The sequence below is a fragment of the uncultured Psychroserpens sp. genome (assembly GCF_947492715.1).
Taxonomy (GTDB): Bacteria; Bacteroidota; Bacteroidia; order Flavobacteriales; family Flavobacteriaceae; genus Psychroserpens.
In genome coordinates this window covers 189,856-203,010 of sequence record NZ_CANLNS010000006.1, presented here as the reverse complement: position 1 = coordinate 203,010, position 13,155 = coordinate 189,856, and the positions used below count along the sequence as shown (strand labels likewise).

Genomic DNA, 13,155 nt, shown 5'->3' with positions numbered 1-13,155 from the left:
TCAGGTATGTCATTTAATTCAAAACTTTTAATGATATTATGCTTCTTGAATTGGTAAAAACTCGACGTTTTTGTTATCGGTTGCAGATTGTTCTATTAAGTCATCAATAAAGAACTCAAGGTCACTTCTGTTAAAAATTGTGGGATAAGCTTTGCCGTTGATTAGAATTTCAGGGGTAAAGTTTATCGCATTATCAGTGCACCAATTATATGTTCTTTCTAAGGTTGATAAATATGTTGATGGTTCTGAACAGTATTGCCATTCTTTAAACCAATCATCAGGCAAGGAATTACCATATATTTCATGCAGCGCATTCATACAGGTTTCTGGACCTTCAGTGTAATATATTTCTAAAAGACGTGTGGCAATTTGAACTGATCTATTCTCAGGGTTCTTTGTACTTACATTAAATCTTAGTGTGAGTTTAATAGTTTGAGAATAGAGGCGTATTATTTGTTCAACTAATTTATGAACTGGTTTGCAATGTCCACATAATGGATTTGTAATAATCGTTATTTGAAGGTCGCTGTTTGGATTGCCAAATGTGATTTCTTCAGTATTTTTAACTCGTGTATTTATTGTTTTAGATTTACTTAATTGATTATTAAAAAGCTGAAAGTTTCTTTTAAATTTAAAGTATTCAAGTTTTGTATAAATTAGTGACTTATTATCTTTTTGGAACTTTGACTGAACCAGCCAAAGTGAGCTAACAACTGTAAACGAAAGTAAAACTGTTATAAGACTTTTTAATTCAAAAACAGGTTCAAAGAATATTGCTGAGATTGAAGACTGCATCCACATTAATGCTACAATGCTTAGGCATAAGAAACACCATTTTTTTATGACAAGCGCTTGGTAGTATATAGAATAGACGGTTATTGGTAATGCTATCAGACTTACTAGCATTAGAATGGATAAGGCAGAGTTGTTTATGATTAACAATACATTGGCTAGGGTTAAGCCAGTAAAGTACATAAAACTTAGATCGCTTAACTTGATTCCTTGTACTACTGTCGCTCCTTTTGATGACAAGACAGCATCGCAATTTTTCTTTTCTGAAGTGTTAGAACAAAAAGCATTGCCAAGTATTGTAGCTTCGCCTTGTTCCTGCTTTAAAATGGTCTTAGTAAGGTATGCACCTACAAGTGAAAGACATAAAAACAGTGTGCTAATGATGCTATTGGTAGAAATAAATAATAAAATACTACATAAAATTAGAGTGCTTATGACAAGCATTTGAATTATAAGCGTTTTAGTGCGATGTGAATCTGACTTAACCTCAATTTTATCTTTCTCAACGGCTAATACGATGCCTGTAAATTGGTTTAGGAAGTTAGATGCAGACTCTGTTTTTACCTCTTTTTTAGATGAAACTAACTTGTAAGTGTTCTTAGTTTTTGACACAACGACAAACGCTTTTTCGTTGTCTTCTTCTATTTGAGCCAAAAATGTTGTAGGCAGCTGCTTAAGAGTTTCTACAGATTTAGGAATGTCTAAAGCTAGATTCTCAATATTAAAATGGTCTAAAACTCCGGTTACGGCATGCAAGCTAGGGTAGGTTGGATGACTTTTTATTTGGAAGGTTAATTCTTCAAAATCAACTCTTATCTTGTGCGTTTTTAACAAGTGCCATACGAGGTAACTTAAAGTGTCTTTCACAGTATTGGATATTTAATGTTTCCTTACTGTGCAAGACTTGTAGTTTTGTTACCCTTTAATTTTTGATTTTTTTTCGTTGTATTATTAATCCAATGATTAACAATAAGATAGCAATAGATATGTAGTAGTATATTGACGGAATTCCATTGTTGATATCAATAGCTCCGGAATCACCAATTAAAATAAATGATGCCCAATAGTATGGTAATGATTGATTGGAAGTACTCGTTTTAAGATAATCTAATTTTGCATTGTGAAGCGCTAAAGATTTATTTTGACCTAATTGAATATTTTTATAAAATGATTCTAATAGCTTTACGGTTGTTTTATCATTAACCTCCCAAAGTGTAGGCAATACACTATGAGATCCTGTGTTAAAAAAACTTCTTGATAAACTCATCACACCTTCTCCTTTATTAAGCTCACCTAACGATGTGTTACAGGCGCTTAAAACAACCAAGTCTGCCGTATTATTAAAATTATAAAGCCCTTTTAAATCTACTCTAGAATTACGAAATGCAATCCAAGGACTAATACTATCATTGGCATCTGCGTGAGAAGCGATGTGTATGATTTTTGCATTTTTACCATCGCTAAAGAAACGCTCTTTAGTTGCCCCCTCATTTAAATAGACTTTTGATGGAAATAATTTATCAATTAAGTTGAGCTCTTCTTCTGTATTTGGTAGGGACGTTAATTTATCTGAAAATTCAACAGGAGCGAACCCTATTAAATTAGTCCTATTTGATCTTTCAATTTTATTATTCTCGCTAAGAAAGGATAACGAATAGGCATAACTTATTTCATTTTGAAAAATAAGATAACTCCTATCCTCCTTAGATGTTTGAAGGGATTCAAATGGAATATTTTGCAAATAATAATCCGCTAAAATTGTTAGTTTTTTATTTTTTATTAGTGATTTTATTTGATCAGGAAACAGAGCTTCATAAAGTGCATTTGAAACCGTGTTGAATTGTGATGTTGATGTTTTATCTAGGAAAGGTTGTTCTATAAGTTGACGATAGATTCGCGCGTTTTGTTTTAGTCGATCCAAATCTTTTATTTCAAACAATTGCGTTTCATCTTTGGTAATGAGAATACCAAAACCTTCTTTATCTCCCAAAATATATTCGATATAGGCATTAGTATTATCTAGTAATGTAGATTTAAATGATTTGAAGTTTATTATTTCGGCTGGTTTTTGGGTTTTGTAATAAAATTGATAATTAGGGGCTAGTGAGTTGATAAATTGGTCATAATCGTCGTTAGCCAAAAGTAACTGGCTTTGAATAACGTCTTTGTTTTTGGACATAATTATACGCTCTTCTAGTTCTGCAATATCAGTTCTAAGTTGCGATTCTTGCTTTACAATGCTTTCAGGAATTTTAGTATTGTTCCTTGACATCTTAAGAGATACATCCTCAAGTAGCAGTAATGCTTTATTCTTTTCGATAAAATAAAACGCTTTTTCAGGATCGTTTGATAAAAAACTTGCCTTTGTAGCTCCAACATAAATATCGGTTGCTGTTTTTCTCCAAAACAATTTCGATTTAAATTCTTTACTATCGATCCTGGCTTTTTCAGTTAAAAAATCGGCTAACTCAAAAGTTTTTATGGCTTCATCGATATAGCTTTTATTTTCTGGTATTTCTTCTGCAAGTTTTGTCCAAATTAGTGCTTTGTCAATAAGATTAGAAATCAATTGTAATTTGACACTAGAATTACTCAAATCTACTTTTGAAGGTAGGTTTCTAGTGTCAGATGTATCTAAATCAATGAGAGTTACTAGTGCAGTTTGTATATCCCGAAGTGCCTTGTCATAGTCTTTAAAAAATAGATGATGATTACTTAAGTTTCTATATATAACAGACTTCATTAATCGATTAGGCTCGTATGTTAGAGCTTTTTTAAAATAAAACTCAGCTTCCTCACGTTCGTCTTTTAAATATAAAACACCAATGTCATTATAGGTGCTATAGATATATTGTTCTTTATTAAAAAGTTTTTTATCCTCATTTAATTCTTCAGCAATTAAAAGTGCTTTGTCCAAATTAAGTTTACCGTTGTCAAAATCGTAGTCAGTTCTATCAATATACATATTGCCTAATTGATTGTACAGGCCATGAATATGTTTTTTATGAATATTATTATTGCCGTCGTCATCACAATTAATGGCATTTGTAAATTCAATGGTATTAGATAATACTTTAATACCTGATTTAAGGCTTTTTCTGGTGTTTATAAGTTTACAGGATTGCGCTATACCAATAGCATTTTTAACGATGAATGTATTGTTATTTAAGCGCTCAGCTATAGTTTTGCTTAATGTGAAGTATTCTTTAGATGTGTGATATTGATCGTATGAGAAGAAATAAATTTCAGCAATTTGAAACGCCGCTAAATAAGCAAATTTATCTGGCTCTTTATACTTTAATAAACGCTTAAGGGTATTTATGGCATCTTCAAGGTCATGGTTTTTTCTTTCATAAAAACCTAGACTGTATAAATTTTTTCGATATGCATATCTGTCTTGATAATTGACAGAATCCATTTGATAAATGTTTCTTTTGTTGAGTTCAATAGCTTTTGTGAGTCTTCTTCTTCTTTTATGCCATTTTAAAATTTCAAATCTGTATTTAAGTAATTGATCTAAATTTTTGTTTTTTTTATGTGTATTGAGAATTGAGTCAAACTTCTGTTGTTTTTCGTTTTCACTTATTTTACTATTAGAAATATCTTTTACAATATCATAAGGGTCTTGAGAAAAAGAATTAAGGCTAAAAATAAAAATAATGAATATAGTAATGTTGTTTTTCATTTTGGAGTAGCAATTGCAAAGTGAGTTTGATAAAAAAAATAAGGGTAGTTTTTACTACCCTTTTTCTTATTAATCAATGATATCAGATTCAAAACAATGTGCAACCATGGCAATAATACCATAAGGCGAATTGAAATAATATGTTGGTATCCCTTTATCTGGTTCTACATCAGGGTCTCCGACATCATCATTGTTATTATTATTGTTGTTTCCAACTTCAGCATCAGGTTCATTAGGGTCTTTTTTGTTTTTATCAACACCTCCAATTGTTGCACCACTACTGCCGGTATTACTAGTGCCACTGCCTCCAGTATCTACGTCTTTTACAATTACAGTGCCTCCAATAGAAACCATATAGTCATTATACTCATCTAGATTCACTATCCATAATTCTACATTTCCACAATCTGGATTTGAACTTGTTTCAACACTATAAATAGTAAAATGGGTCATCATTTCATTTCTGAAGTGTAAGCTGAACGAACCAGAATAGGTACCATTATAATTAGCTTCCTGCTGATCCATATCTAGATACATTCCTACGATATCTGCACCAAATGGAATTGGATTCAATTCAATTAAATTAGGATTGTATGTTGGTGAAGGATTTCCTGCACGTTGTTGGTCGACATCACTACCTTTAGGCATTGCATCTTTGGGGATTTCCGAATTGGGTTTCGCATTGGTTTCTCTCTCAAGAGTTTCCCTTTCAAAATCATCTTGAAGGTTGTCAACAGAACAACTTGTTGTTAGCAATAAAGCTAAAATGGTAAATAATTTAAACGTTTGTGTTTTCATAATATTAATTGTTTTACCCATCTGTGATAAATATATATATTTGTTACCCCAAAAAAAGCATTTTTTTTTAATTTATTAATAAATTTAATGAAAACCCCTGATTATTACTTGAATGGATTAATAAACAATAACGAAGCTGTTGTTGCTCAAATCTATCAAAAAATGTTTTCTCAAGTATTAAGCTTTGTTGCTAGTAACAAAGGGCAACGAACAGATGCTGAAGATGTTTTTCAAAAAGCCCTATTGCAATTAGCAGTGAGGTATAAGAAAGAAAAATTTGTCATTCAATCTACGTTTGAAGCATATTTCTTTACAGTTTGTAAGAATTTATGGCGTAGAGAATTAAATAAGTCAAAAATTTGGGTAACAAAACATGAAATTGTAGAACTGAGGGATGATAATGAAGACATTGCTATGGCCGTTTTGGAACAAAAGCGTTGGGAATTATACACTGAAAGTTTAGAGTTAATTTCTGAAAAATGCAAACAAATATTAAAACACTACTTTTCCAAAGTATCCTATGAGGACATGGTGATAAAATTTAGTTATAGTTCGGAAACTGTTGCCAGACAAAGTGTTTTTAAGTGTAAAAATAGATTGAAGACGTTCATAAAAAAAGATAAACGTTTTTCTTTACTAAGTAAATTATGACAGAAGAAGATCATATTTTAATTGAGAAGTATTTAAAAGGATTGTTATCAAAAGACGAGGAATCTGCGTTTTTAAAACAATTGCAGTCTGATGATGCTTTGAAGGAAGGGTTTGAATTTGAGCAACAAATTTTTGAAACCTTGGGAAAGGATCATTGGAGTTTTGTTGATAATACGTCACAAGAGGTGCAGGAGCATCGACAATTATTGGATGGTCAGGATATGCAAGCGTTAAAGCATACCATAGATAAAGTTAGTGCTAATAAAGAGAAAACTTCTAATACATTCAATAAGACAACATTCTATTACCTGGCCGCGGCATCCATAGTTGTTTTATTAGCGTTCCAGCTCTTTTTTAATCAAAATATATCGAACCAAGATTTATACAATGATTATATAAACTATGGTGACTTACCGTCGTTTGCAACGAGAAGTTCTGGAAATGAAGTTGAACAAAAATTAATCACGGCGCAACAACTTTTTGAAAAAGGGAATTACGAGGAATCACTCACTATTTTTGAGCCTCTATTAGAAAGTGAAAAAAACAATATTACATTATACCTTTACACAGGAATAGCGCAAACTGAACTAAAGTTATTTGATGAAGCAGCGACTACGTTTGATACCCTAATAACTAATAATGCTATTGATGGAAACGCTGGGCACTGGTATAAAGCGTTACTTCTTCTAAAACAAGATAGAGTAGACGAAGCAAAATTCATTTTAAGTATGATTGTTTCAAAATCGCTCGACAATCATGAAAAAGCAGAAGCACTACTATCTGAATTAAATAATGAATAGAAAAACCATTTATTCCCTTGTTGCTATTTTAATAGTTGTTGGGATTTATAGCTACGAACATTTTTTAAAGGAGGAAGCATCTAATGCAGTTATTGAAAAGGGAGGAGCTGTAAAAACTGATACTAACGAGTATTTTTTACCTACGAGCACAACCGGACAAATTGTGCATCATGAAGGCTATTCACTATCTTATAGTGAACCTCATGAACAAGCAGAGTGGGTGGCCTACGAGCTAAAAAAGTCGCATTTATCTACAACAAATTTTAAACGTCCTTATTTTGAAATAGACAAAGCCGTAAAAACTGGAGCAGCACATTGGAGGAATTATAAAAAATCGGGATATGATCGAGGTCATTTGTGCCCTGCAGGTGATAGGAGGTTTAGCCAAGAAGCTCATGATGAAACCTTTTTAACGAGTAATATTAGCCCACAAAACCATCAATTTAATTCTGGAATATGGAATAAGCTCGAACAAAAAGTGCGCTATTGGGCGCGTAAATATGATGGTGTTTTTGTAGTCACTGGTGGTGTTTTGAACGGAAATATGAAAACTATTGGAGATGAGGATGTAAGTGTACCTAATCAATTCTATAAGTTACTTATTGATAATAATACGGGAAAAACGAAAGTTATTGCATTTTTGATGCCTCACGAAGATTCTAACAAACCCTTATATGAGTATGTTGTATCTGTAGATACTGTAGAAAAACTAACTGGGATAGACTTTTTCCCAGAATTAGACGATGCTATTGAAGATAGGTTAGAGGCGTCAAGTAGCTATAAAGACTGGAGTTTCAATTAATTCACTTTAATTTGTTGAGCATGCCTTTCCAGCGTAGACGTCGTATAAATCGGCCTTGTTCTTTAGTCACCAAGTGATTTAGATTATGACGTTTTCCTCTAAAGTAACCAGACATATAGTTTCTAAATAGTCTAAAACTGTTCTTTTTAAAAGCCAATTTTAATGCCGAAATTAAAGTGATTACAAACCCATATCTCATTTTGTACATGGCTTCTCCTTGCAAATATTTAGATGCTTTGTTATAACTTATTCCTGTAGGTTTAAGATGTTTAACGTGAAGAGATTCGTCGGTTAGTAGTTCCCAGTTGTAATATGCTGCCAATAATTCGTCAACAGTGTCCCAACCCATGGAAGGTTTGAGCTTGCCAATATCTAAAAAACAGGCTTTTCGGTAGGCTTTGAGGGCACCACGAATGTGATCTTTGCGAGTAAGATTTTCAAGGACCCAAGCATTGTTTTTTTCTATATAGCAAAACCCTGCAGCCATACCTAACTGCGGATTTTTATTAAAATGAATTGCTAATTGTTCTAAATAATTCTTCGGAAAAATGAGATCGGCATCAAACTTACATATAACATCATATTGGTCATCTAGTCTCTCGTAACCTTTGTAAAATGCGTTAATAATTTTAGAACCGGGTAAATGCTCATCGGAAGAACTTGCATTAACAAGTGAAATAAAATCATACTGAGACACAAAATTTTGTACAATGCTTTGTGTACTATCAGTTGAATGATCATTAACTACGACAACTGTTTTTGGCTTTAGAGATTGTGCTGTCAAAGATTCTAGAGTCTTGGCAATAGAATTTTCTTCGTTATGAGCAGGAATGACAATATAGAAGTTCATTATTTTATTCGTTCAGCATAAACAATATAGTATCGCGGTATGAACCAACGAAATAATGGTCGTATTCCAATTTTCTTTGTTGGATTTGTCCATTTATCTGTTGCAATAATTCGCCACCCAGATTTTTCTAATAACCAATCAAACTGCCAATCTTCAAATTCGTGAAAATGTCGATCTCTCATATCTGTTTTGCTTCTGTATGCCGAGGCAAACCACAGTTTTAATGGGATGCTTGCAACTAATTTATCTGCTTTAATTGATTTTAAAACGGTAAAAGGAGATAGAAGATGTTCAAAAATTTCAAAAGCCGTTACGACGTCTGCTTGAGAATTTTCTATTTCAGAAGTATCTAAATCTAAGTCGATGCCAGAGGTGTTTTTAACAGTAAATCCCTCAGATTTTAAAATATCGGATAAAGGGTTTTCTACACCTAAATCTAAGATAGATGCAGAGGTGTCAATATGCTGTTTTAAAAACTGAATGGTATGTTTAAATCGTTTATTAGGAAACGTTTTTTCGTACATTATTAATATTTGTAAACAATGGCATTAATATTCATACCTGCACCAACGCTAGCAAAAATAATCACATCGCCTTTATTGATTTCTTGGTTTTCAAGTTGCCCGTTTAAAATCATATCATATAACGTTGGAACAGTAGCTACACTTGAGTTTCCAAGTGTATTAATAGTCATAGGCATAACCCCTTCTGGCATTTCTATTCCATGAAGTTTATAAAAACGTTTTACAATAGCTTCGTCCATTTTTTCATTAGCCTGATGAATCAATATTTTTTTGACATCATTTATCGAGTAACCACTTTTTTCCAAACAAGATTTTAGTGCTATCGGAACATTAGTTAGAGCAAATTCATAGATTTTCCGACCATACATTTTAATGTATCTACGTTGATCCGTTATTTCGGGATGATTACTTTTTCCAAAATAAATAAAATGCGCTTCATCGTAGGTATATGTTACTGTTTCATGATTTATAAAACCGCCATCTTCGTCAATATCTTCCAAAATAACTGCTCCAGCACCATCACTATAAATCATAGAATCGCGATCATGCTTGTCTATGACGCGCGATAATGTTTCTGAGCCTACAACTAAGCAACGTTTTGCAAGACCAGATGCAATAAATGCTTTAGCTTGAATCATACCTTCAATCCAGCCTGGGCAGCCAAAAAGAACGTCGTAAGCCACACATTTTGGGTTTTTAATCTGCAATAAGTGTTTCACTCTTGAAGCGATACTGGGTACGGTATCACTTTGTCCCGAATCATGTTTAACGTCACCATAATTATGAGCAACTATAATGTAATCTATTTCTTCTTTATTGATGTTTGCGTCTGCAATAGCCTTTTCAGAAGCAAAAAAAGCAATATCAGAATTTAATAAATCGTCTTTAACATAACGCCTTTCTTTAATTCCTGTTATGGCTTTAAATTTTTCAACAATAATCTCATTTGAGCTATTTATTGTTGACCCATCTGCATTTAAAAATTCGTGATTATAGAAATTTTCGTTCTTTTCAATACAGCTAGGAATAAAACTTCCTGTTCCTGTTATCTTTATCGACATATTAAGTAATTTTTGAACATTACGATTTACTAATGTAGTAATTAATAATGTCTTAATTTAATGTTAAGGAAATAAGTTAATTTTTTTTCGGAATTCTTAAAAAAACGGATATTAATTAACTAAAATTAAAAAAAAGCGCACCTTTATTGGTACGCTTTTACATATTTGCTTTTTTACTACGCCTCCATATATTCTTCGATAGGTGCACAAGTACAGATTAAGTTTCTGTCTCCATAGGCGTCATCTACACGACGAACACTTGGCCAGAACTTATTATCTCTTACATAATCTAAAGGAAATGCTGCTTGTTGACGCGTATATGGCAACAACCACTCATCACTCGTAATCATATCCATGGTATGCGGAGCATTCTTTAAAACATTATTGTCATCTTCTTTAGAAACGTTATCTATTTCATTTTTGATAGCAATCATGGCATCACAGAAACGATCCATTTCTTGTTTACTTTCACTTTCTGTAGGTTCAATCATCATGGTTCCTGCTACAGGAAAAGAAACGGTAGGAGCATGAAAACCATAATCCATCAATCGTTTTGCAATATCTACAACTTCAACACCATGTGCTTTAAATGGTCTACAATCAATAATCATTTCGTGCGCAGCACGTCCGCGTTCACCAGAATATAAAGTGTCATAGGCACCTTCAAGACGTTTTTTAATATAGTTGGCATTAAGAATTGCCATTTCTGTAGATTTTTTTAGTCCTGACGCTCCTAACATTTTTATATAGCCATAAGAAATAATACAAGCTAAAGACGATCCAAAAGGCGCAGCTGAAATTGCTGTAATAGCTTGATCTCCTCCAGTTTTTACTAAAGGATTTCCAGGGAGAAAAGGCACGAGCTGTTTGGCAACGCAAATTGGCCCAACGCCTGGTCCACCACCACCATGTGGAATGGCAAATGTTTTATGGAGGTTAAGATGACAAACATCTGCTCCAATATGTCCTGGATTTGTTAATCCAACTTGAGCGTTCATATTAGCACCATCCATGTAAACTTGTCCGCCATTATCATGAATGATTTGAGTAATCTCTTTAATTGCAGATTCATATACACCATGTGTTGAAGGATAAGTTACCATTAATGCCGCAAGATTGTCCTTATGTAATTCGGCTTTTTCGCGTAAATCATCAACATCTATATTTCCTTCTTCAGTAGATTTAGTAACAACAACTTTCATTCCTGCCATGACTGCACTTGCTGGATTAGTTCCATGTGCAGATGATGGGATGATACATATATTTCTATGATGATCATCTCGAGATTCGTGATAGGCTTTTATAACCATTAATCCGGCAAATTCACCTTGAGCTCCGGAGTTTGGTTGAAGTGAAGTTCCTGCAAAACCAGTAATTTCGGTTAATTGATCTTCAAGAGCCTTTAAAACTGTATGATAACCTTGTGCTTGCGCCGCAGGTACAAACGGATGAATTTTACCCCATTTAAACCAGCTTAAAGGTAGCATTTCGGCAGCAGCATTAAGTTTCATAGTACAAGATCCTAGTGATATCATAGAATGGTTTAAGGCCAAATCTTTACGTTCTAATAGTTTAATATAACGCATCAACTCGGTTTCAGAATGATGACTATTAAAAACAGGCTCTTGTAAAAAATCTGTTTGACGTTCAATGGAGGCGTCTATTTCATTTCCTTCAGAAATGTTAGAAATTACAATGGTTTCCTTATTAATACTTTTTGCGAAAACTGCAATAATGTCATTTAATTCCTCAATAGTGGTTGGTTCGTTTATAGATATTACAACCTCATTTTCATTTGGATAATAGAAATTAATATTATTGTTTTCGGCTTCCGTTTTTATGACCTTGGCATCGGCCTTGATATGCAAGGTGTCAAAGAAGGATGTATTGTTTTGCTCGAAACCTAAACGTTTAAGTGTATTTGATAATGTAACGGCTTTGTTGTGTATATCACTAGCGATAAATGTTAAACCTTTAGGTCCATGATATACGCTATACATACCAGCCATTACAGCTAGAAGTACCTGAGCAGTACAAATATTGGACGTGGCTTTAGCACGTTTGATATGTTGCTCACGTGTTTGAAGCGCCATACGAAGAGCTCTATTTCCATTAGTATCTTTCGTAACACCAATTATACGTCCTGGAATATCACGTTTATATGCTTCTTTAGTTGCAAAGTAAGCCGCATGTGGCCCTCCATATCCCATTGGGATTCCGAAGCGTTGTGTAGTACCAACAACGACATCTGCACCAAACTTACCAGGAGCCTCAAGTTTTATAAGACTCATTATATCAGCAGCGACAGCTACTTTAATTCGGGCTGCTTTAGCTTTTTCAATAAAAGACTTAATGTCTGCGATTTGTCCGTGTTTTCCTGGATACTGTAAAATAGCTCCAAAGAAATCTTCAGAAAATTCAAAACGATCTTCCTCACCAATAACTAATTCAATACCAATTGGATTTGCTCTTGTTTGTAACAGAGACAAAGTTTGAGGTAATATATTTTCAGAAACAAAAAACTTATTGATGTTAGCTTTTTTCTGATCACGTTCGCGCACGGCAAATAATAAGCTCATGGCTTCAGCTGCAGCCGTACTCTCATCAAGAAGAGAAGCGTTTGCAATTTCCATTCCTGTAAGATCTGTGACCATAGTTTGGAAATTTAAAAGCGCTTCTAGTCGTCCTTGAGCTATTTCAGCTTGATAAGGTGTATACGCTGTGTACCAACCTGGATTTTCTAAGATGTTACGTTGAATAACTGCAGGTAGAATAGTTGGATGATATCCCAAACCTATATATGTTTTGAATACCTTATTTTTTTTAGACAGATCGTATATATGTAACAAATACTCTTGTTCGCTCATTGGCGCATCAAGATTTAAATTTGACTTTAAACGAATGTCATCAGGAATAGTTTCGTAGACTAATTGTTCTATAGAATCTACACCAATGGTTTGTAACATTTGTTGTTGATCCTCATCTCTAGGACCAATGTGACGTAGTGAAAAATCTGTTGTATTCATTAAGATATTTAAGTTGTGTTTAGTTGTCGCAAAATTAAGCAAATATTAGCCTTTAATTGTTAACGAAAATGAAACTTTTCAACCATTTGAATCGGTTATTAACAGTTTGCCTATTTTTGTAATATGCGTGTTTTAAAAACGATATTTGATTTTTATATCAATAGTA

Annotated in this window: 10 protein-coding genes; 3 read left to right on the top strand and 7 right to left on the bottom strand. The window is 33.3% G+C overall.

Annotation, left to right across the window (positions count from 1 at the left end):
* Nucleotides 1–36: 36 nt before the first annotated feature.
* From Q0787_RS15225 to Q0787_RS15215, 3 genes are all read right to left on the bottom strand, one after another.
* Nucleotides 37–1,659, bottom strand: a complete 1,623-nt coding sequence (locus Q0787_RS15225; protein WP_298903691.1) for a vitamin K epoxide reductase family protein — start codon at nucleotides 1,657–1,659, stop codon at nucleotides 37–39.
* Between the two features lie 55 nt (nucleotides 1,660–1,714).
* Nucleotides 1,715–4,477, bottom strand: coding sequence for a CHAT domain-containing tetratricopeptide repeat protein (locus Q0787_RS15220; RefSeq protein ID WP_298903690.1), 2,763 nt, complete (start codon nucleotides 4,475–4,477; stop codon nucleotides 1,715–1,717).
* Between the two features lie 69 nt (nucleotides 4,478–4,546).
* Nucleotides 4,547–5,275, bottom strand: a complete 729-nt coding sequence (locus Q0787_RS15215; protein WP_298903689.1) for a hypothetical protein — start codon at nucleotides 5,273–5,275, stop codon at nucleotides 4,547–4,549.
* A gap of 87 nt (nucleotides 5,276–5,362) precedes the next feature.
* Here Q0787_RS15215 and Q0787_RS15210 point away from each other — a divergent pair, with 87 nt between their 5' ends.
* The 3 genes from Q0787_RS15210 to Q0787_RS15200 are packed head-to-tail and all read left to right on the top strand — an operon-like array spanning nucleotide 5,363 to nucleotide 7,528.
* Nucleotides 5,363–5,926 (top strand): sigma-70 family RNA polymerase sigma factor, encoded by a 564-nt coding sequence (locus Q0787_RS15210; protein WP_298903688.1) that lies wholly within the window; start codon nucleotides 5,363–5,365, stop codon nucleotides 5,924–5,926.
* A complete protein-coding gene (locus Q0787_RS15205) occupies nucleotides 5,923–6,726 on the top strand; it encodes a hypothetical protein (protein WP_298903687.1) in 804 nt (267 codons plus the stop codon). The genes Q0787_RS15210 and Q0787_RS15205 overlap by 4 nt, the downstream gene beginning before the upstream one ends.
* A complete protein-coding gene (locus Q0787_RS15200) occupies nucleotides 6,719–7,528 on the top strand; it encodes a DNA/RNA non-specific endonuclease (protein WP_298903686.1) in 810 nt (269 codons plus the stop codon). Before Q0787_RS15205 ends, Q0787_RS15200 begins: the two co-directional genes overlap by 8 nt.
* Before the next feature lies 1 nt (nucleotide 7,529).
* Here Q0787_RS15200 and Q0787_RS15195 read toward each other — a convergent pair whose 3' ends face one another.
* From Q0787_RS15195 to gcvP, 4 genes are all read right to left on the bottom strand, one after another.
* Nucleotides 7,530–8,378 (bottom strand): glycosyltransferase family 2 protein, encoded by an 849-nt coding sequence (locus Q0787_RS15195; RefSeq protein WP_298903685.1) that lies wholly within the window; start codon nucleotides 8,376–8,378, stop codon nucleotides 7,530–7,532.
* Nucleotides 8,378–8,902 carry a methyltransferase gene (locus tag Q0787_RS15190; protein ID WP_298903684.1) on the bottom strand — a complete coding sequence of 175 codons (525 nt, stop codon included), beginning with the start codon at nucleotides 8,900–8,902 and terminating at the stop codon, nucleotides 8,378–8,380. Before Q0787_RS15190 ends, Q0787_RS15195 begins: the two co-directional genes overlap by 1 nt.
* 2 nt (nucleotides 8,903–8,904) lie before the next feature.
* Entirely contained in the window at nucleotides 8,905–9,963 is a 1,059-nt protein-coding gene (locus Q0787_RS15185) for a 3-oxoacyl-ACP synthase III family protein (RefSeq protein ID WP_298903683.1), read from the bottom strand.
* Between the two features lie 176 nt (nucleotides 9,964–10,139).
* Nucleotides 10,140–12,989: an aminomethyl-transferring glycine dehydrogenase gene (gene gcvP / locus Q0787_RS15180; RefSeq protein WP_298903682.1), complete on the bottom strand. Its 2,850-nt coding sequence runs from the start codon at nucleotides 12,987–12,989 to the stop codon at nucleotides 10,140–10,142.
* Between the last annotated feature and the right edge of the window lie 166 nt (nucleotides 12,990–13,155).

Bases quoted from the DNA above. Each gene is read 5' to 3' on its own strand.
- Q0787_RS15185 (WP_298903683.1), bottom strand. From the start codon at position 9,963: ATGTCGATAAAGATAACAGGAACAGGAAGTTTTATTCCTAGCTGTATT.
- Q0787_RS15205 (WP_298903687.1), top strand. From the start codon at position 5,923: ATGACAGAAGAAGATCATATTTTAATTGAGAAGTATTTAAAAGGATTG.
- Q0787_RS15220 (WP_298903690.1), bottom strand. From the start codon at position 4,477: ATGAAAAACAACATTACTATATTCATTATTTTTATTTTTAGCCTTAAT.
- Q0787_RS15190 (WP_298903684.1), bottom strand. From the start codon at position 8,902: ATGTACGAAAAAACGTTTCCTAATAAACGATTTAAACATACCATTCAG.
- Q0787_RS15200 (WP_298903686.1), top strand. From the start codon at position 6,719: ATGAATAGAAAAACCATTTATTCCCTTGTTGCTATTTTAATAGTTGTT.
- gcvP (WP_298903682.1), bottom strand. From the start codon at position 12,989: ATGAATACAACAGATTTTTCACTACGTCACATTGGTCCTAGAGATGAG.
- Q0787_RS15210 (WP_298903688.1), top strand. From the start codon at position 5,363: ATGAAAACCCCTGATTATTACTTGAATGGATTAATAAACAATAACGAA.
- Q0787_RS15195 (WP_298903685.1), bottom strand. From the start codon at position 8,378: ATGAACTTCTATATTGTCATTCCTGCTCATAACGAAGAAAATTCTATT.
- Q0787_RS15215 (WP_298903689.1), bottom strand. From the start codon at position 5,275: ATGAAAACACAAACGTTTAAATTATTTACCATTTTAGCTTTATTGCTA.